The organism is Coralloluteibacterium thermophilum (assembly GCF_042654365.1).
GTDB classification, from domain to species: Bacteria; Pseudomonadota; Gammaproteobacteria; order Xanthomonadales; family Xanthomonadaceae; genus Coralloluteibacterium; species Coralloluteibacterium thermophilum.
Genome location: NZ_JBHSGG010000025.1, coordinates 12867 through 30970, shown reverse-complemented (window position 1 = coordinate 30970; position 18104 = coordinate 12867). Strand labels below are relative to the sequence as shown.

The 18104-nt window shown below is 73.4% G+C and carries 16 protein-coding genes; 10 read left to right on the top strand and 6 right to left on the bottom strand.

Features of this window, described 5'->3' with window-relative positions; translation table 11 throughout:
• The first annotated feature begins 73 nt into the window (after positions 1-73).
• Both ACFO3Q_RS09215 and ACFO3Q_RS09210 read left to right on the top strand, forming a co-directional pair.
• Positions 74-1438 (top strand): glutamate--cysteine ligase, encoded by a 1365-nt coding sequence (locus tag ACFO3Q_RS09215; RefSeq protein ID WP_377004377.1) that lies wholly within the window; start codon positions 74-76, stop codon positions 1436-1438.
• Position 1439: 1 nt separating this feature from the next.
• Positions 1440-2198 carry a UPF0149 family protein gene (locus tag ACFO3Q_RS09210; protein ID WP_377004376.1) on the top strand — a complete coding sequence of 253 codons (759 nt, stop codon included), beginning with the start codon at positions 1440-1442 and terminating at the stop codon, positions 2196-2198.
• 9 nt (positions 2199-2207) lie between these two features.
• Here the strand turns inward: ACFO3Q_RS09210 and ACFO3Q_RS09205 are convergent, their stop codons facing one another.
• Positions 2208-4130, bottom strand: coding sequence for a hypothetical protein (locus ACFO3Q_RS09205; protein ID WP_377004375.1), 1923 nt, complete (start codon positions 4128-4130; stop codon positions 2208-2210).
• 168 nt (positions 4131-4298) lie between these two features.
• On the opposite strand from ACFO3Q_RS09205, the gene ppc reads away from it, so the two are divergent.
• Together ppc and ACFO3Q_RS09195 are read left to right on the top strand one after the other, a co-directional pair.
• Positions 4299-7031, top strand: coding sequence for a phosphoenolpyruvate carboxylase (gene ppc, locus ACFO3Q_RS09200; RefSeq protein WP_377004374.1), 2733 nt, complete (start codon positions 4299-4301; stop codon positions 7029-7031).
• Between the two features lie 62 nt (positions 7032-7093).
• Positions 7094-8209: a glycerophosphodiester phosphodiesterase gene (locus tag ACFO3Q_RS09195; RefSeq protein WP_377004373.1), complete on the top strand. Its 1116-nt coding sequence runs from the start codon at positions 7094-7096 to the stop codon at positions 8207-8209.
• Between the two features lie 84 nt (positions 8210-8293).
• Here the strand turns inward: ACFO3Q_RS09195 and ACFO3Q_RS09190 are convergent, their stop codons facing one another.
• Together ACFO3Q_RS09190 and ACFO3Q_RS09185 are read right to left on the bottom strand one after the other, a co-directional pair.
• Positions 8294-8671, bottom strand: coding sequence for a hypothetical protein (locus ACFO3Q_RS09190; RefSeq protein ID WP_377004372.1), 378 nt, complete (start codon positions 8669-8671; stop codon positions 8294-8296).
• A gap of 180 nt (positions 8672-8851) precedes the next feature.
• Positions 8852-9289 carry a MerC domain-containing protein gene (locus ACFO3Q_RS09185; protein ID WP_377004371.1) on the bottom strand — a complete coding sequence of 146 codons (438 nt, stop codon included), beginning with the start codon at positions 9287-9289 and terminating at the stop codon, positions 8852-8854.
• A 67-nt stretch (positions 9290-9356) separates the two neighbouring features.
• Between ACFO3Q_RS09185 and ACFO3Q_RS09180 the strand changes: the two genes are divergently transcribed.
• Genes ACFO3Q_RS09180 through ACFO3Q_RS09160 form a run of 5 tightly spaced genes read left to right on the top strand, consistent with a single transcriptional unit; the run spans position 9357 to position 12816 of the window.
• Entirely contained in the window at positions 9357-9944 is a 588-nt protein-coding gene (locus ACFO3Q_RS09180; protein WP_377004370.1) for a ZrgA family zinc uptake protein, read from the top strand.
• Positions 9941-10660 (top strand): ABC transporter ATP-binding protein, encoded by a 720-nt coding sequence (locus ACFO3Q_RS09175; protein WP_377004369.1) that lies wholly within the window; start codon positions 9941-9943, stop codon positions 10658-10660. The genes ACFO3Q_RS09180 and ACFO3Q_RS09175 overlap by 4 nt, the downstream gene beginning before the upstream one ends.
• Complete coding sequence (locus ACFO3Q_RS09170) at positions 10657-11931, top strand: ABC transporter permease (protein ID WP_377004368.1); 1275 nt, start codon at positions 10657-10659, stop codon at positions 11929-11931. Before ACFO3Q_RS09175 ends, ACFO3Q_RS09170 begins: the two co-directional genes overlap by 4 nt.
• Positions 11932-11989: 58 nt before the next feature.
• Positions 11990-12529, top strand: coding sequence for a DUF3299 domain-containing protein (locus ACFO3Q_RS09165; protein ID WP_377004366.1), 540 nt, complete (start codon positions 11990-11992; stop codon positions 12527-12529).
• Positions 12526-12816: a hypothetical protein gene (locus tag ACFO3Q_RS09160; protein WP_377004365.1), complete on the top strand. Its 291-nt coding sequence runs from the start codon at positions 12526-12528 to the stop codon at positions 12814-12816. The genes ACFO3Q_RS09165 and ACFO3Q_RS09160 overlap by 4 nt, the downstream gene beginning before the upstream one ends.
• Positions 12817-13038: 222 nt before the next feature.
• On the opposite strand, the gene ACFO3Q_RS09155 is transcribed toward ACFO3Q_RS09160, so the two are convergent.
• Positions 13039-15213, bottom strand: coding sequence for a malate synthase G (locus ACFO3Q_RS09155; protein ID WP_377004364.1), 2175 nt, complete (start codon positions 15211-15213; stop codon positions 13039-13041).
• Between the two features lie 171 nt (positions 15214-15384).
• Between ACFO3Q_RS09155 and ACFO3Q_RS09150 the strand changes: the two genes are divergently transcribed.
• Positions 15385-15747 (top strand): DUF1428 domain-containing protein, encoded by a 363-nt coding sequence (locus ACFO3Q_RS09150; protein WP_377004363.1) that lies wholly within the window; start codon positions 15385-15387, stop codon positions 15745-15747.
• A 49-nt stretch (positions 15748-15796) separates the two neighbouring features.
• Here ACFO3Q_RS09150 and ACFO3Q_RS09145 read toward each other — a convergent pair whose 3' ends face one another.
• Together ACFO3Q_RS09145 and ACFO3Q_RS09140 are read right to left on the bottom strand one after the other, a co-directional pair.
• Positions 15797-16741 carry an aldo/keto reductase gene (locus ACFO3Q_RS09145; protein WP_377004362.1) on the bottom strand — a complete coding sequence of 315 codons (945 nt, stop codon included), beginning with the start codon at positions 16739-16741 and terminating at the stop codon, positions 15797-15799.
• Complete coding sequence (locus ACFO3Q_RS09140; protein ID WP_377004361.1) at positions 16738-18072, bottom strand: NTP/NDP exchange transporter; 1335 nt, start codon at positions 18070-18072, stop codon at positions 16738-16740. The genes ACFO3Q_RS09145 and ACFO3Q_RS09140 overlap by 4 nt, the downstream gene beginning before the upstream one ends.
• Between the last annotated feature and the right edge of the window lie 32 nt (positions 18073-18104).

The window sequence follows — 18104 nt, the reverse complement described above, 5'->3', positions numbered from 1 at the left end:
GCGTAGCCCATCGGCCTTTCCCATCCCCCCGCCTGCCCCCATCATTGCGGGCCCCAAGCGAGGGCGCCCGCGCGTGTCCGGTCCCAGCCAAGAATCCGAGATCCCCGTCACCGACCGCCGCCAGCTGGTGGAGTACCTCATCGCCGGCGGCAAGCCGCGCGAGGCGTGGCGGATCGGCACCGAGCACGAGAAGTTCGGCTTCCGCCTGGACGACCTGCGTCCGCCCGCCTACGAGGGCGAGAACGGCATCCGCGCCATGCTCGAGGGCCTGACCCGCTTCGGCTGGGAGCGCATCGAGGAGCACGGCACGCTCATCGCACTGGCCAAGGACGGCGCCTCCGTGAGCCTGGAGCCCGCGGGGCAGCTCGAACTCTCCGGCGCGCCGCTGGAGAACCTGCACCAGACCTGCCGCGAGGCCGAGACCCACCTGCGCGAGGTCAAGGCCGTCGCCAGCGAGCTGGGCCTGGGCTTCCTCGGCATGGGCTTCCAGCCCAAGTGGCGCCGCGAGGACATGCCGTGGATGCCCAAGGGCCGCTACCGGATCATGCGCGCCTACATGCCGAAGGTCGGCGGCCTCGGCCTCGACATGATGACCCGCACCTGCACGGTGCAGGTCAACCTCGACTTCGCCGACGAGGCCGACATGGTGAAGAAGTTCCGGGTCGCCCTTGCGCTGCAGCCGGTGGCCACCGCGCTGTTCGCGGACTCGCCCTTCGCCGACGGGCGGCCCAATGGCTATCTCAGCTACCGCTCGCACATCTGGACCGACACCGACCCGCACCGCACGGGCATGCTCGACTTCGTGTTCGAGGACGGCTTCGGCTTCGAGCGCTACGTCGACTACATGCTGCAGGTGCCGATGTACTTCGCCTACCGCGGCGGCGAGTACGTCGACTGCGCGGGGCTGGACTTCCGGGACTTCCTGGCGGGGCGGCTGGCGCCGCTGCCGGGCGAGATCCCCAGCCTGCGCGACTGGTCCGACCACCTCACCACCGCCTTTCCCGAAGTGCGGCTGAAGAAGTTCCTGGAGATGCGCGGCGCCGACGGCGGCCCGTGGAAGCGCCTGTGCGCGCTGCCCGCGTTCTGGATCGGCCTGCTCTACGACGACGCCGCGCTCGACGCGGCCTGGGACCTGGTGAAGGACTTCACCCGCGAAGAGCGCCACGCCCTGCGCGACGGCGTGCCGAAGCACGCCCTGGCCCTGCCGTTCCGCGGCGGCCGCGTGCAGGACCTCGCCCTGGCGGCCCTGGAGATCGCCGGCGCGGGACTCAGCCGCCGCGCCCGCCTCAACGCCTCCGGCGACAACGAGGCCGGTTTCCTCGAACCGCTGATCGAGGTCGCCCGCAGCGGCGTCACCGCCGCCGAGCGCAAGCTCGAACGCTTCCACGGCGCCTGGGGCGGCTCGGTGGATCCCGTCTTCCACGAGTTCGCCTACTGACATGACCCGCGCCAACGACCTTCCGCTCGACGATGCCGAGCTCGACCGCCTCGACCTGCTGCTCGACCGCTGCGCCGATCCCGCGGACGGCATCATCGGGCTGGAGATGCTCGACGGCTTCCTGTCGGCCGTGCTCGCCGGGCCGGTCGCGTTGACGGCGGAGGACTACCTGCCCGCCGTCTGGGGCACGTCCACGCCCCGGCGCGACGCCCGCCAGACCGAGGAGGCGCAGGCGCTGATCGCGCGCCTGGAGGCGCAGATCCTGCGCCGCATCGCGGTGGCCCCGGACGAACGTCCCGGTGGACGCGACGCCGCGCATCCCTTCCTCGGCCTGCCCGAGGAGGCCGAGACGGTCGCGCCGGATGCGGACGATCCGCTGGCCGGGCTGCCGGCCGACTTCCCCTACGCCTCGGCCTGGGCGGGCGGCTTCCTGCACGGCACGCAACTGCGCGCCGAGGCGTGGGATGCCTGGCTCGACGCGCACGAGGACATCGCCAACGACGTCCTGGTGATCTCGCGCCTGGCCCTGGTGAATGCCGAACACGCGCGCGAGGTGGGTGCCGACGAGGCCGACGTGCTGTCGCTCGCCGAGCGCTTCGACCTGGCCGACGACCTGCCGGAGATGCTGCACGACATGTTCCTGCAGCGCATCCACGACCAGCGTCCGGCCCCCGTGCGCCGCGAGACCGCCCCCGGGCGCAACGATCCCTGCCCCTGCGGCAGCGGGAAGAAGTACAAGAAGTGCCACGGCGCGGGTTGAGTCCGCGCCTCAGGACTCCGGCCTGCGCGAGGCCCGCAGCGCGCGCCGCGCGAGCACCCAGGCGGCGGCGCCTGCGGCGAGGCCGATGAACAGCGAGACCGTGCCGGTGGCGGAGGCCGCCGTGCTGGTGGGCGCACCGTCGCGCAGCCCGGGCAGCAGCATCAGCAGCGCGAGGCCGAGGCAGCCGTAGGCGGTCACCGCGAAGACCCAGAACAGCTGCTGCACGGCGCGGTGAACGTCGCGGTTCGGGTCGGCATCCTGCGGCAGAAGCAGGGCCCTCTTCTCGCCGAGCACGACCAGCAGGCGGGTCATGGTCGCAGGCAGCATCCGCACCCGGCGCCGCAGCGGGCGGCGCCCGGGGCCTTCCGCCGTGTACACCGGCGTCGCCATCTGGTCGCCGCGCTGCGCGCGCTGTTCGGCCGTCGTGCCCTGCAACGGCGCCTGGGCGTCCGCACGTGCGGCCGGGGCCTGCGCGGCCTGGGCGAGCACGGTGGTGCCGGCGACCTGTTCGGCGCCGCCGGGGGTGGCCGCGACGTTTGCGGCCGGCTGGGAAACCTGCGGCGCGTTCGCGCCGGGCCGCAGCAGTGCACCGAGGCGGTCGAGCAGGCTGGCGGATTCGCTGCTGCGTGCGGCCTCGCCCGTTGGAGTGGCGGGGGGCGGCGCATCTGCCGTCGTGCGCGCAGGAACCGGCGCGACGGTGGCGGTGGTGCCCGCGGTGCCTGGCGCGACGGTTGTTTGTGCGCTCGCGGGCACCGGCGATGCAGTGGCTGCGCGTGGCGCCGTCTGTGGCATCCCCGTCGGCGGCGCGGCCTGGGAGGGTGTCGAGGTCGAGGCCGGACTGGCCTGCGCCGGCGCGCCCGGCAGGTTGCGCGTCGTTGCCGGCTGTGTCGGCGCTGCCTGCCCGGGTACCGCCATGCCCGCCGTGGTCGCAGCCTGCGTGGTCGCCGGCGTCGCGGGCTGCCCCGCGCGGAGCAGGCTCTGCGGGGGCGAGCCGAGCTGCTGTGCGGTGTGGGCAAGCCCTTGACCGAGGGCGGTGGCGGGTGCAGTCGTGCCGGGAAGCTGGGGTGCGGCCGGCATCGGCGGCGGCGCTGCCTGTCCGGGGCGCAACAGGCCTTGCGCCGCCTGACCGAGCTGCTGCGCGGTTTGCGCGATGCCTTGGCCGAGGGTGGTGGCAGGCCCGGCCGTGCCGGGAAGCTGGGGTGCGGCCGGCATCGGCGGCGGCGATGCCTGCCCGGGCCGCAACAGACCCTGTACCGTCTGGCCGAGCTGCTGCGCGGTCTGCGCGATGCCCTGGCCGAGGCCGGACGCTGCGGCACCCGGCAGGCCCGTGGCCATCGGTATCGGCGCGGACGTCGCCGCTGCCGGCGACGGTAGCCCGCGTGCGACCGGCACCCCCGCCGGCAGGCCCGGGGCTTGGAGCGGTCCGGTTCCCGGTTGGGCCAGGGCGAGCGGGTTCGCTGCGGGCATCGCACGTGCGAGGCCCGGCGGGACGGGCAGCGCGAGGGTGCCGCCGCCGGGTGTAGGCAAGCCGTGCCCGGGCTGGACCAGCGGCGCACCCTGGGCGGGCGCCGTGCGGCCCGGTGCATGGAGCAGGCCCAGTGGCCCATGGGGGCCGCCATTGCCGGCCTGCGCGGGCAGCACATGCCCGTTGGCGAAGGGGGCGGGCGGGTGGCCGGGGCCGACCTGGGGCTGGAATGCGACCGGGGGGCCGCCGCCGGGGGCACCCGGCGTTCCAACGGCGCCAGGCGCGCCACCCCTGTTGCCTGCCGCCGGCGTGGTGAGGCCGAGACGGTTGAGCGCGTCGGTCAGCCCCGCCCCCCGCAGGGGCTGCCTGCCGCCGAACTGCGGGCCCTGGCCCGGATTGGCTGCGCCGCTGCCCCCGAGCACCCTGCTCAGGAGCGGGCTCCTCTCGATCAGCCTGTCGATGAGCATGCGATGCCTCCGGGGCGAGGGCATACGAAGGGCCAGCGTAAGCGCCCCTGACCCCAGTCGTAGCTGGGGTCGACCCTAGGGTGTCGTGTGAAGCGTGACTCCCGCCGCGTTTCGAGCAGGTCGAGGCGAGGGCGGAGCGCATGACGCGCGGCCTGCTAGGCTCGGCCCATGACCCGGACGACCCTTCCCGCCGACGCGCCGCTGCGCGAGATCGATCTTCCCGACACCGACCGCCCCCTCCGCGAGGACGTGAACCGCCTCGGCGCGCTGGTGGGCGAGATCCTGGCCGAGCAGGTCGGGCCGGACTTCCTCGACGAGGTGGAGGCCCTGCGCGTCGCGGCGATCCGGCGGCGCGAGGACGGTGCCGGGCTGGACGCCCTCGCCGGGCGCCTGCACGACGTCCCGCTGGACCGCGCCGAGGCGCTGGTGCGCGCGTTCGCGACCTATTTCCAGGCGGTGAACCTCGCCGAGCGGGTGCACCGCATCCGCCGCCGGCGCGACTACGAGCGCAGCGGCGCGAGCCCGCAGCCCGGCTCGCTGCTGCAGGTGATGGCCGCGCTGCGCGAGGAGGGCGTCACCCTCGACGAGATGCTCGCCCTGGCGACGCGCCTGCGCATCGAGCCGGTGTTCACCGCCCATCCGACGGAGGCCGTGCGCCGCGCCCTGCTCGAGAAGGAGCAGGACATCGTGCGCGTGCTGGTCGAGGACCTCGACCGCACCCTGACCCCGCCCGAGCGCCGCGCCGGGCTCGGGCGCATGCGCACCGCGCTCACCGCGGGCTGGCAGACCGCCGAGACCGCGCCGCACAAGCCGAGCGTGGCCGACGAGTTCGAGCACGTGAGCTTCTATCTCTCCGACGTGCTCTACAAGGTCGCGCCGGTGTTCCAGGAAGCCTTCGCCGATGCGCTCGCGACGACCTGGGGCGAGGCCGCGCGCGGACGGGTGCCGCAGGTGCTGGCCTTCGGTTCCTGGGTCGGCGGCGACATGGACGGCAACCCCAACGTCGGTGCCGACACCATCGCCGCCACGCTCGCCGGCCAGCGTGCGCAGGTGCTCGAGGCCTACCGGCGCGACCTGCGGCACCTGGCCGCGCTGCTGACCCAGTCGCTGTCGCGGGTCGAGGTGGATGCGCGCGTGCTCGAGCGCCTCGCCAGCTACCGTCGCCTGCTGCCCAAGGCCGCGGCGCGGATCAAGGCCCGCTACGACGACACGCCCTACCGCGTGCTGCTCCTGCTGATGGCCGCGCGCCTGACCGCGACCGCCGACGACCGCACGCAGGGCTATCCCTCGGCCGAGGACTTCGTCCACGACCTCGAACTGATCGAGACCAGCCTGTGCGCCAACCGCGGGGAGCACGCCGGCGTCTTCACCCTGCGCCGGGTGCTGCGCCGCGCGCGCACCTTTGGCTTCCACCTCGCCGCGCTGGACCTGCGCCAGGATTCCGCCGTGCACGACGCGGCGCTGGCGGCGCTGCTGGGCGATGCGGAGTGGGCCGCGCGTCCGGTCGAGGCGCGGGTCGAGCGCCTGCACGCCGTCGTCGCCGCGCCGCCGGCCGCCGCCCAGCCGGGCGAGGCCGCCGCCACACTGGACGTGTTCCGCACGGTCGCCGAGTCGCGCCGGCGCTACGGCGCGGCAGCGTTCGGCCCCTACATCGTCAGCATGTCGCGCAGCGCCGCCGACGCGCTCGCGGTGCTGGCGCTGGCCCGCATCGCCGGCTGCGTGGAAGAGGAGCAGGTGCCGCTCGACGTGGCGCCGCTGTTCGAGACGGTGGACGACCTCGACGCCGCCCCGGCGGTGATGCGCGCCCTGTTCGCCGACCCGGTCTACCGCGCCCACCTGGATGCGCGCGGCGGCCGCCAGGTGGTGATGCTCGGCTACTCCGACAGCGCCAAGGACGGCGGCATCGTCGCCTCGCGCTGGGCGCTGCAGCGCACCCAGGTCGAACTCACGGCGGTGGCGCAGGACGCCGGCGTGCGGATCGAGTTCTTCCACGGCCGGGGCGGTTCCGCGAGCCGCGGCGGCGGCAAGACCGAGCGCGCGGTGATCGCGGCGCCGCGCGGCTCGGTGGACGGCGTGCTGCGCCTGACCGAGCAGGGCGAGGTCATCCACCGCAAGTACGGCATCCGCGCCATCGCGCTGCGCAACCTCGAACAGGCCACCGGCGCGGTGCTGCGCGCGACCCTGCGCCCGCGGCCGGCGGACGCGCGCGAGGCGGGCTGGAAGGCGATCGCCGCCGAGCTCGCGCGCGATGCCCGTGCCTGCTACCGCGATCTGGTCTACGACACCGCGGGCTTCCCCGACTACTTCCAGGCGGCGACCCCGATCGACGTGATCCAGCGCCTGCGCATCGGTTCCCGGCCCTCGAAGCGCGGCGGCAGCGGCGGCGTGCAGAGCCTGCGTGCCATCCCGTGGGTGTTCGCGTGGTCGCAGAACCGCGCCGGGCTCACCGGCTGGTACGGCGTCGGCCACGCGCTGGAGCGGGCGATCGCGCGCCACGGCATCGACGCGCTCGCCGAGATGGCGCAGGACTGGGCCTTCTTCGGCACCCTGCTCGACGACGTGGAGATGGTGCTGGCCAAGTCCGACCTGGGCATCTTCGAGCGCTACTCGCTGCTGGCCGGCGACCTGCACGACGGGTTCTTCCCGCGCATCGGCGAGGAGTTCCGGCGCACCCGCGACGGCATCCTCGCGATCAAGCGCAGCGAGGAGATCCTCGCCGGCGATCGCCGCCTGCGCGAGTCGATCCGCCTGCGCAATCCCTACGTCGATCCGATCAGCCTGCTGCAGGTCGACCTGCTCGCGCGCTGGCGCGCGCAGGACCGGCCCGAGGACGGCGAGCTGTTCGAGGCCCTGGTGGCGACCGTCAACGGCATCGCCGCCGGCGTGCAGAACACCGGCTGAGCCGCCGTCATGCGCGTGCAGGATGGCTGCGCTGGAATGGGAGGCGGTCCACTGCCCGGTTCATGCCGATGCGCCTGTCCTTCCTCGTGATCCTCGCCGCCCTCGCCGCCCTCGCCGGCTGCGCCGCCGCGCCGGCGCCCGCACCCGCGCCGCCCGCCGCAGGCGCCCTGGTCATCGCCCATCGCGGGCACAGCGCCGAACGCCCCGAGCACACGCTGGAGGCCTACCGCGTCGCCATCGCGCTGGGTGCGGACATGGTCGAGCCGGACCTGGTCATGACCCGCGACGGCATGCTGGTCGCGCGCCACGAGAACGAGATCGGCGGGACCACCGACGTCGGCGAGCGGCCGGAGTTCGCGTCGCGACGCACCACCCGCACGATCGACGGTGCGCCGGTCACCGGCTGGTTCACCGAGGACTTCACCCTCGCCGAGCTGAAGACGCTGCGCGCGCGCGAGCGCATCCCGCAGCTGCGTCCCACCGACCACGACGGCCGCTACGAGGTCCCGACCTGGGAGGAGATCGTCGCGCTGGTCGCGGAGGCCGCCGAACGCGAGGGGCGCACCATCGGCCTGGTGCCGGAGATCAAGCACGGCAGCTACTTCGCCTCGATCGGCCTGCCGATGGAGGACGCCCTGCTCGACGCCATCCAGGCGCATCCCTACACGCGTCGGGCGCCGGTGTGGATCCAGTCCTTCGAGGTCGCGAACCTGCGCGCGCTGCGGGCGCGCCTCGGTCCTGCGCGCGGCAACGTCCGCCTGCTGCAGCTGCTCGGCGCACCCGACGGCCGGCCGTGGGATGCGGCGTCCGCCGGCAGAGACCTGACCTACGGGGCGATGGCGACCCCCGCCGGCCTGCGGGAGGTCGCGGGCTACGCCGACGGCATCGGCCCGCCCAGCCGCCTCGTGATCCCGCTCGACGCCGACGGCGCCCTTGGCGCGCCCACCGCGCTCGTGCGCGACGCCCACGCCGCCGGCCTGCTGGTCATGCCCTACACCTTCCGGCCGGAGAACGCCTTCCTGCCGCCGGCGCTCGCGGCCGGCGGACCGCCGCAGGCGCGCAACCCGGAAGGCTCGGTCGCGGAGATCCGCGCCCATCTCGACGCCGGCATCGACGGCTTCTTCAGCGACGACGTCGCCCTCGGCCGGCAGGCGGTGGACGGGCGTTTCGAGGAGTGAGTGGAGGGGAGTGAGAACGAGGGCGGGCAGTTGCTCCTCTGCCTCGCTTCTCACTCCTCATCCCTCGCTTCTCGCCGGAGCGCCTCAGCCCGCGGGGCCGATCCAGCCCCCCTGCGGCGTGGTGTCGGAACGCACGTCGCGCAGTTCCCAGCCGTTGCCGGCGAGCCAGCGCAGGCGCTGCTTGAGGATGTCGCCGGACAGCCGGGTGCGGATGTCGAGTTCGATGCGCAGATCCCGCTGGCTGCCGGTCACCCGCGCCTCCGGATCCGTCGCGCCGAGGGTGGGGTCGACCTCGTCCGGCTCCGGCTGCGCCGCCCGCCAGCGCTCGAACAGCGCGGGCGTGCGCAGTGCGTTCTCCAGCTCCTCGGCGAAGCCCTGCGGGCTTTCGGACGTGAAGGAGAGCCCGCCCTCGCCGCGCGCGCGCGCCGGCTGGGGCAGGGAGACCAGGAAGCGGGTTGTCATCGGGACCTCCATGGGTGGAACTGGAGACAGGGTGGAGGCGGGGGCGTGGTGGGGGGATGATTCCTGGGCGGGTGAAGCGGAGGCGGGAAGAGGGAAGCGGGAAGAGGGAATGGGACCTTGGGGGCAGGGAACGGGGAACGGGGAACGGGGAGCGGGCGCGTCAGCGTGCCTGTCCCCTGCTCACGTGCCGACCTTCAGGTCCCGCTTCCCGATTCCCTCTTCCCGCTCCCGCTTCCCCAGCCGCACATTCACCCCATGCGCCGCGATCATCAGCAGTCCTCCCGCCAGGACCGTGCCGGCGCCCCAGAACAGGACGTCGTGGAGGCGGGTGAACACGCCGGCGAGGATCATGGACAGGCCCGGGAGGGCGAGGGCGGTGGGCAGCCAGTGGCGGTGCCGGCGCCAGCCGCTGCCCAGGGCGAGGACGGCGAAGAGCACGGCCGCCGCCGCGAAGCCGATCTCCAGCCAGGTCAGCCATTGGATCTCGCGCGCATAACGGGCACGCTGGAACCAGATGGCGGGGTTCATCAGCAGGAAGGCCGACAGCGCCGCGCAATGTACGCCGCATGCGGCCGACGTGGCCGCACCGAGGCGGTCGAGCCAGGGCGTCCAGCGCATCGTGTCTCCCGGAGTCCGTCCTCAATTGATACATTATAACGATGATGTCGAGTCCAGGAGTCGCCGCATGACCCGTACCGCCCTGAGCGCCCTCGCGCTCGTCGCCGCCGCACCCGTCCTCGCCCAGCAGGCCGCCCACGAACATGGCGTCGCCCGGCTCGACGTGGCCGTGGACGCTCCGCGCGTGGAACTGCGCCTGGAGGGCGCGGGCGACGGGTTCGTGGGCTTCGAGCACGCCGCCGCCACGGACGAGGAGAAGGCCGCGGTGCGCCGTGCGCAGGCCGCCTTCATCGAGGCCGACCGCCTGTTCGCCTTCGTCGGCGCGGCCTGCAAGGTGGACGGCAACCGCGTGACCCTGCCGGAGAACCTGCGCGGCGACGCCGCCGGCCACGGCGCGCATGGCGGCGGCGATCACGATCGCCACGACCACGACCACGACCACGATCACGATCACGATCACGATCACGATCACGGCCATGCGGACTGGCTGGCCGAACTGGTCTTCGTCTGCAGCGGCACGCCGGTCGCCATGGACGCAGCCGGGCTCTTCCGCAGCTTCCCCGGCCTGCGCGAGGTGCGAACCCAGGTGGTCGGCGAAGCGGGCCAGACCGGCGGCACCCTGCGTGCCGGCGCGGCGCGCATCGACCTGCCGTGAGCGCGGCGGCATCCGCCCCGGCGCCCGCGCTGCGCGTCGAGGGGCTGGTCTTCGGCTGGCCGCGCGGCGACTGGCGCCTGCGCGTGCCGGCGCTGGCGCTCGCGCCCGGCGAGCGGGTCTTCCTGCACGGCCCGAGCGGCACCGGCAAGAGCACGCTGCTGAACCTGATCGCCGGCACCCTGGTGCCGCAGCAGGGACGCGTCGAGGTCGGCGGGGCACCGATGAGCGCGCTCCCGGGCCACCGCCGCGACCGACTGCGTGCCGACCGCATCGGCGTCCTGTTCCAGCAGTTCAACCTGCTGCCCTTCCTGTCGCCGGTCGAGAACGTGCTGCTGCCCTGCCGCTTCTCGGCCCTGCGTCGCGAGCGCGCCGTCGCCCGCTTCGGTTCGCTGGAGGCGGCGGCCGCGACCCTGCTCGACCATCTGGGCCTGGGCGCGCGTGCGGTCGGCGACCGCCAGGCCATGGCGCTGTCGGTCGGCCAGCAGCAGCGCGTGGCCGCGGCGCGCGCGGTGATCGGCGGGCCGGACCTGGTCATCGCCGACGAGCCGACCTCGGCGCTGGATGCCGACGCCCGCGACGACTTCCTCTCGCTGCTGTTCGCCGAGTGCGAGGCCGCGGGTTCGGCCCTGCTGTTCGTCAGCCATGACCTCGCGCTCGCCGCGCGCTTCGCGCGCAGCGAGAGCCTCGCCCGCCTGACCGCGCCGGAGGCCGCATGAACGCGCTGATCCGCATCGCCTGGCGCAGCCTGCGCAACCGCGCCTTCACCGTCGTGCTCACCGTGCTGACCATCGCGCTGGCGGTGGCCCTGCTGGTGGGTGTGGAACGCCTGCGCGTCGAGACCCGCGAGTCCTTCCTGCGCTCGGTCTCGGGCACCGACCTCATCGTGGGCGCACGCGCGCATCCCGTGCAGCTGCTGCTGTACTCGGTGTTCCACCTCGGCGACGCCACCAACAACCTGCGCTGGGCCTCGTTCGAGGCCATCGCCGCCAACCCGCAGGTCGCCTGGGCGGTGCCGGTCTCGCTGGGCGATTCGCACCGCGGCTTCCGCGTGGTGGGCACGACGCCAGCCTACTTCGAGCACATCGGCTTCGCCGGCGACCGCCGGCTGGAGTTCGCCGCGGGCCGCGCCTTCGACGCCACCGGCACCGCCGGCCTGTTCGAGGCGGTGATCGGCGCCGACGTGGCGCAGCGGCTCGGCTACGGGCTCGGCCAGGAGATCGTGCTCGCGCACGGCACCGCGCGGGTCAACATCAACCAGCACGACGACCGGCCCTTCACCGTGGTTGGCATCCTCGCCCGCACCGGCACCGCGGCGGACCAGGGCGTCTACGTCTCGCTGCCGGCGATCGAGGCCATCCACCTCAACTGGCGCAGCGGCACGCGCATCGGCAACGCGCCGGAGGCGGAGGCGCTCGACATGGCGCGCCTGCAGCCCGGCAGCATCACCGCCGCCTTCGTGGGGCTGAGGTCGCGCATCGCCACCTTCGCGCTGCAGCGCTCGATCAACGAGTACCCGGAGGAGCCGCTCACGGCGGTGCTGCCGGGCGTGGCCCTGCAGCAGCTCTGGAGCATGCTCGGGACGGTCGAGCGCGCACTGCTGGCCGCCGCCGGTGCGGTCGTGGTCGCGGCGCTGATGGTGCTGCTGACCACCATCCTCGCCACGCTCAACGAGCGCCGGCGCGAGATGGCGATCCTGCGCTCGGTCGGCGCGGGCCCGCGGCACGTGTTCGGCCTGCTGCTGATGGAGGCGGCCCTGCTGGCGCTGGCGGGCGGTGCGCTCGGCCTGCTGCTGGTCGAGCTGGGGCTGCGGATCGCCGCGCCCTGGCTGCAGGCGCGCTACGGCCTGTTCGTGAGCGCGCGCCTGCCCGACGCCTCCGAGCTGCGCCTGCTGGCCTGGGTGCTGGCCGGCGGCATCCTGGTCGGCCTGCTGCCCGCGGGCCTGGCGTACCGGCGCTCGGTGCAGGACGGCATGACCGTCAGCCGCTGAGGCGGGCGGCCGCGCCCCGCGCGGCCGTCCATCGGGCCGTCAGCCGTTACGGAGTAACATGCGGGTCTTCCGCCGCCCCTGCGGGCGGCCCGACGTCGATGTGGAGACGGCAATGCTGCGAGTGGTGAAGTCCCTGGTCCTCGGCCTGGCCCTGCTGCCCCTGGCGGCGCTGGCCGAGACGCGCGAGATCGACTGGCTGGAACTCATGCCGCCCGACGAGATCGAGGCGCTGCAGGCGATGGCGGAGATCAGCCACGACGGCAGCGGCCCGGGCGTCGTGTTCGACTCCGAGCGCACCGTCGCCACCATGGACGGGGTGCGCGGCAAGATCGCCGGCTACATCGTCCCGCTGAACGTGGACGAGCAGAACCGGATGATCGACATGTTCCTGGTGCCCTACTTCGGCGCCTGCATCCACGTGCCGCCGCCGCCGCCGAACCAGCTCATCTACATCAAGCCCCGGACGCCGCAGCCCATGGGCGAGATCTGGGACGCGTACTGGGTCGAAGGCACGCTGAAGATCGACCGCACCCAGAACGACATGGCGACCGCGGCCTACACGATGGAGCTGGACGCCCTCACGGTGATCGCCGAATGAGGCGCCTGGCCGCCGTCCTCGCGCTGGCCGGTGCGGCCACGGGCGCGGGCGCCTGCGAGTTCCATGGCGCCATGGGCGGCTTCGGCCCCTGGGCGCACATGGGCGTCGACCACGGCGCCTACAACGACATGCCGGCGATCCGCCGCGCCGAGGCGCTCGCGGACCTGCGGCGGGCACCATCCGCCGCGGCGCGCGAAGCGGCGCCCGAGCCAGCGGAGGCGCCGCCGTCGCCGGTCGCCGCGCGCTCGCCGTCCCCGCCACCCGCACGGGCGGCGAGCGGGAACTGAAGCCCCCTTCGCCCCACCGCGTCGGCTGAAGCCGCTCCCGCCGGCATCCGCCGGAGCGCCTTCGGCCGCGATTGCCGTTCTTCCTGCCGCGCCGTCAACGTGCCGGCCGCCACGCGGCAGCCGTCGGCTCGCCCCCGACGCCGCGAACGCGGAAAAATCCCCCGAGCCCGAGCCCGAGCCCGAGCCCGAGCCCCAGGCCCCAAGCCCCAAGCCCAAAGCCCCTCACCCCACCGCCTTCACCTTCAGCCGGTAGGCGTGCAGCAGCGGCTCGGTGTAGCCGTTGGGCTGGGCCCGGCCTTCGAAGATCAGGGCGCGTGCGGCCTGGAAGGCGAGCGAGCCCTCGAAGTCCGGACTCATCGGCCGGTACGCCCCGTCGGCGGCGTTCTGCTGGTCCACGACCTTCGCCATGCGCTCCAGGGTGGCCTGCACGCGCGCGGCGTCGACGACGCCGTGGTGCAGCCAGTTCGCGATGTGCTGGCTGGAGATGCGCAGCGTAGCGCGGTCCTCCATCAGGCCGATGTCGTGGATGTCCGGCACCTTGGAGCAGCCGACGCCCTGCGCGACCCAGCGCACGACGTAGCCGAGGATGCCCTGGCAGTTGTTGTCCAGCTCCTGCTGGATCTCGGCGTCCGACCACGCCGGCGCCTCCACCACCGGGACGGCGAGCAGTTCGTCGAGCAGGGCGTCCCGCCGGCCCGCCACGTCGATGGTGGCGAGTTCGGCCTGCACCGCGCCGACGTCGATGCGGTGGTAGTGCAGGGCGTGCAGGGTGGCTGCGGTGGGCGAGGGCACCCAGGCGGTGGTGGCGCCGGCCTCGGGATGGACGTGCTTCTGCGCGAGCATGTCGGCCATGCGGTCGGGCATCGCCCACATGCCCTTGCCGATCTGCGCGCGCCCGCGCAGGCCGCAGGCCAGGCCGACCAGCACGTTGTTCTGCTCGTAGGCGCGGATCCAGGGCGTGGACTTCATGTCGCCCTTGCGCAGCATCGGGCCGGCCTCCATCGCGGTGTGGATCTCGTCGCCGGTGCGGTCGAGGAAGCCGGTGTTGATGAACACCACGCGGTCGGCGGCGGCGGCGATGCAGGCCGCGAGGTTGAGCGTCGTCCGCCGTTCCTCGTCCATGATGCCCATCTTGAGGGTGTGGCGCGGCAGGCCGTAGAGGTCCTCCACGCGCTCGAACAGCGCATCGGCGAAGCCGACCTCCTCGGGGCCGTGCATCTTCGGCTTGACGATGTAGATCGAGCCGGTGCGCGAGTTGCCGCGGCGATGCAGGTCGTGCAGCGCGCAGAGCGTGCTGATCACGCCATCGAGGATGCCCTCGGGAATCTCGCCGCCGTCGGCGAGCAGCACCGCCGGGTTGGTCATGAGGTGCCCGACGTTGCGCGCGAACAGCAGCGCACGGCCGTGCAGGACCAGGCGGCCGCCGTCGGGCGCGACGTACTCGCGGTCGGGCTCCAGGCGCCGGGTGAAGGTCCTGCCGCCCTTGGTCACCGACTCGGCGAGATCGCCCTTCATCAGGCCCAGCCAGTTGCGGTAGGCCAGCACCTTGTCGTCGGCGTCGACCGCCGCGACCGAGTCCTCGAAGTCCATGATCGTGCTGAGCGCGGCCTCGAGCAGCACGTCCTTGACGCCGGCGGCGTCGGTGCGGCCGATCGGGTGTTCGCGGTCGATCTGGATCTCGATGTGCAGCCCGTTGTTCCGCAGCAGCACCGCCGAGGGCGCGGCAGGATCGCCGCGGTAGCCCACGCACTGCGCGGGATCGGCGAGCGCCGTGGCGCCGTTGCGGGTCGTCACCCGCAGGGCGCCGTCGACGATGGCGTAGCCGGTGGCGTCGGCGTGCGAGCCGGTCGCCAGCGGCGCCGTCCCGTCGAGCACCTCGCGCGCGTAGGCGATCACCCGCGCACCGCGCGCCGGGTCGTAGCCGCCGCCGGTCCCTGCCCCGTCCTCGAAGGGGATGGCGTCCGTGCCGTACAGCGCGTCGTAGAGGCTGCCCCAGCGCGCGTTCGCGGCATTGAGCGCGTAGCGCGCGTTCATCACCGGCACCACGAGCTGTGGCCCGGCCTGGCGGGCGATCTCCTCGTCCACGTTCGCCGTGCGCGCCTGCACGCCCGTGGGCGCCGGCAGCAGGTAGCCGATGCGTTCGAGGAAGGCGCGGTAGGCGAGCATGTCCCGGATCGGGCCGGGATGCGCGCGGTGCCAGGCGTCCAGCTCGGCCTGCAGGCGGTCGCGTTCGGCGAGCAGGGCGCGGTTCCGGGTGGCGAGGTCGTGTGCGATGGCGTCGAACCCGGCCCAGAACGCGTCGACTCCGATGCCGGTCCCCGGCAGCGCCTCGTTCTCGATGAAGTCGGCCAGGACGGTGGCGACCTGCAGGCGATGGCGGGCGGTGCGAGGGGTCATCGGGTTCTCCTTGCCGGTGGAAGAGGGTGGGCGCGACGGCCGCGGCCCACCGTTCTACCGCGTATGGCGTCGGCGTGCAGTAGATCGCGATGTCGATCCGCGCCCGCGCGGTTCGTCCAGGATCGGTGGCGCCGCCGGCGCCACGATCCGTCCGTCCACAGGAGAACCGACATGACCTACATCGATGGCTGCGTGATCGCCGTCCCCACCCGCAACCGGGATGCGTTCGTCGCGCATGCGCGCACGGCGGACGCCCTGTTCCTCGAGTTCGGCGCGCTCCGCGTCGTCGAATGCTGGGGCGACGACGTGCCGGAGGGCAGGCAGACCGATTTCCGTCGCGCCGTGCAGGCAAAGGACGGGGAGACCGTGGTGTTCTCCTGGATCGAGTGGCCGGACAAGGCCACCCGCGACGCGGGCATGGAGAGGATGATGAAGGACCCGCGCATGAGCCCCGAGGCCAATCCCATGCCGTTCGACGGCAAGCGGATGATCTACGGCGGCTTCGTGCCCGTGCTCGAGCTGCCGGGGCGCTGATCGGCGGGGTCGCCGCGCCGGCGGGCGGCGCGGCGACCGGGGCGTCGGCTCAGAGGTTCTCGATGTGCGCGATCATCCGCGCACGGGCCGCCTCGTCCGGCAGCGGACCGACCGCGGCGCCGAGGTTGTCGATCACGTGGCGCGCGCGGCTGGTGGCCGGCGTGGCCACGGTGACCGCCGGGTGCGAGAGCACGAACTTCAGGAAGAACTGGCCCCACGAGGCGATGCCGTACTCGCCCGCCCAGTCGGGCAGTTCCTTGCCATCCACCTTCTCCCACAGCCGCGTGCGGCCGAACGGCGCGTAGACCAGCACGCCGATGCCGCGCTCCTGCGCCAGCGGGAAGATGCGCTCCTCCATCGTGCGGTTGTCGATGGCGTAGTCCACGCCGATGGTGTCGATCGGCTCCTCGCGCATGATCCGTTCGAGGTCGGCGTACTGCTGCGGGAAGGTGGTGGTCACGCCGATGTGGCGCACGCGGCCGGCCTCGCGCAGCTCCTTGAGGATGCCGAGCTGGGTCGGCACGTCGCCGAGGTTGTGGACCTGGACGAGGTCGAGCGTGGGCGTGCCCAGGCGGGCGAACGACTGCTCGATCTGCGCGCGCGCCTCCGCCGGATCCGCGGCGCCGCCGCCGCGCGGGGCGACGTTGACCTTGGTGGCCCAGAACAGGGTCTCGGCGATGCCGGCCTCCTGCGCGATGCGGCCTGCCACCTCCTCCGAGGCGCCGTAGCTCGGCGCGGTGTCGAACACGCGCCCGCCCCGGCGCACCAGGGTCTCCAGCACCTCGCGCAGGGCCGCGGTGTCGCCTTCCCCGGCGAGGCGCGAGAACGAGGCCGAACTGCCCAGGCCCACCACCGGCAGCTGCTCGCCGGTGCGCGGGATGGCGCGCGTGATCAGCGCCTGCGGCGTGTCGTCGGCGCGCAGCAGCTTCGGGTTGATCGCGAGCGTGACGCCGGCGGCGAGGGAGAGCTTCAGGTACTCACGACGGGTGATCACGATGGACTCCTTGTGTGGTCTGGATGGATGTCGGTATCGGAGTGGAGCGCTGCGGAGCGCGGTTCGTCCGTGGCCGCGAGGCGCCGCTGCGCGCGGCCCAGCCAGAGGCCCAGCACCGCCCAGGCCAGCGCCAGGGGAACCGCCGCACTCGCGAGCGCGGCCAGGCCCATGCCCAGGCGCCCCAGCAGGCCCTCGACCTGGGCGCCGATCACGTCGCCGCCGCGATAGCCGAAGGTGTCGATGAAGGCCTTGGACTTGTACTTGTCCTCCCGCGACACGACCACGTACAGGGTCTCGCGTGCGGGCCGCGTCAGCGCGCGCTGGACCGCGCGGAACGCCGCCTCGAAGACGATGAGCGCGGCGATCGAGCCGACGATGGCCAGGCCGACGAAGCCCAGCGCCGCGGTCAGGGGCAGGAGCACCAGCACCACGTGGACGCCGAGCCGGCGCATGAGGTGCCCGGCCACGACCGCCTGCAGGAACAGCGTCGCGAGCTGGGTGTAGAGGTCGATGCGCGCGAACGCCGCGGTGCGCAGGTCGAGGTCGTCCCCCAGCGCGGCGACCATCTGCAGGCGCGTGAAGTAGAGCAGGGTGGCCATGATCGTCATCACGATCACGTAGCCCGCGATGCCGAGCAGGTAGCGCGAGCGGAACACCGCCTTGAGCCCGGCCCAGGCGCTGCCGCCGATGATGGCGGGCTCCGGCGGCGCCTCCGTCGCGGTGCCGCCGGTGCGGCCCCGCGCGACGCCCCAGGCGGCGAGGGTGGCCAGTGCGAGGAAGCCGATCGAGACCAGCAGCAGGCTGGGCGTGCCGAGCGGCTCCGCCAGCACCGAGGCGAGCCAGGGCCCGAACACCGCGCCCAGGGTGCCGCCGACCGCGATGAGCGCGAAGAAGCGCTTGCTCTGGGCGAGCGAGAACCGGTCCGCCATCAGCGCCCAGAACAGCATCGTCGCGAAGAGGTTGAAGACGCTGAACCAGACGTAGAACACCTGGCCGCTGACCTCGCCCACCGCGGCCGGCGCGAGCACCAGCAGCAGGTGGAAGGCGAGCAGGCTCAGGGCGAAGAAGGCATAGGTCGCGCCGATGAAGGCCATCCGCCGGAAGCGGCTCACCAGCCAGCCGAACACCGGGTTCGCGAGCAGCGTGACCAGGGCGGTGCCCATGAACAGCCAGCGCACCGCCTCGATGCCGCGCTGCATGCCCAGCGCGTCGCGCGCCGGGCGCAGGACCATCAGCGCGGTGAGCACGCAGAAGAAGAACAGCATCGCCAGCAGGACCGGGACCACCTCGTCGCGGCGGACGTTGAACAGGCGCTGCAGGGCGTCGTGCATGCGGATGCGGTGTGCTGGGTTGCGTCACCCTA

Excerpts from the sequence above, each read along its gene's own strand:
- ACFO3Q_RS09210 (WP_377004376.1), top strand. The coding sequence starts at position 1,440 with ATGACCCGCGCCAACGACCTTCCGCTCGACGATGCCGAGCTCGACCGC.
- ACFO3Q_RS09205 (WP_377004375.1), bottom strand. The coding sequence starts at position 4,130 with ATGCTCATCGACAGGCTGATCGAGAGGAGCCCGCTCCTGAGCAGGGTG.
- ppc (WP_377004374.1), top strand. The coding sequence starts at position 4,299 with ATGACCCGGACGACCCTTCCCGCCGACGCGCCGCTGCGCGAGATCGAT.
- ACFO3Q_RS09195 (WP_377004373.1), top strand. The coding sequence starts at position 7,094 with ATGCCGATGCGCCTGTCCTTCCTCGTGATCCTCGCCGCCCTCGCCGCC.
- ACFO3Q_RS09190 (WP_377004372.1), bottom strand. The coding sequence starts at position 8,671 with ATGACAACCCGCTTCCTGGTCTCCCTGCCCCAGCCGGCGCGCGCGCGC.
- ACFO3Q_RS09185 (WP_377004371.1), bottom strand. The coding sequence starts at position 9,289 with ATGCGCTGGACGCCCTGGCTCGACCGCCTCGGTGCGGCCACGTCGGCC.
- ACFO3Q_RS09180 (WP_377004370.1), top strand. The coding sequence starts at position 9,357 with ATGACCCGTACCGCCCTGAGCGCCCTCGCGCTCGTCGCCGCCGCACCC.
- ACFO3Q_RS09170 (WP_377004368.1), top strand. The coding sequence starts at position 10,657 with ATGAACGCGCTGATCCGCATCGCCTGGCGCAGCCTGCGCAACCGCGCC.
- ACFO3Q_RS09165 (WP_377004366.1), top strand. The coding sequence starts at position 11,990 with ATGCGGGTCTTCCGCCGCCCCTGCGGGCGGCCCGACGTCGATGTGGAG.
- ACFO3Q_RS09160 (WP_377004365.1), top strand. The coding sequence starts at position 12,526 with ATGAGGCGCCTGGCCGCCGTCCTCGCGCTGGCCGGTGCGGCCACGGGC.
- ACFO3Q_RS09155 (WP_377004364.1), bottom strand. The coding sequence starts at position 15,213 with ATGACCCCTCGCACCGCCCGCCATCGCCTGCAGGTCGCCACCGTCCTG.
- ACFO3Q_RS09150 (WP_377004363.1), top strand. The coding sequence starts at position 15,385 with ATGACCTACATCGATGGCTGCGTGATCGCCGTCCCCACCCGCAACCGG.
- ACFO3Q_RS09140 (WP_377004361.1), bottom strand. The coding sequence starts at position 18,072 with ATGCACGACGCCCTGCAGCGCCTGTTCAACGTCCGCCGCGACGAGGTG.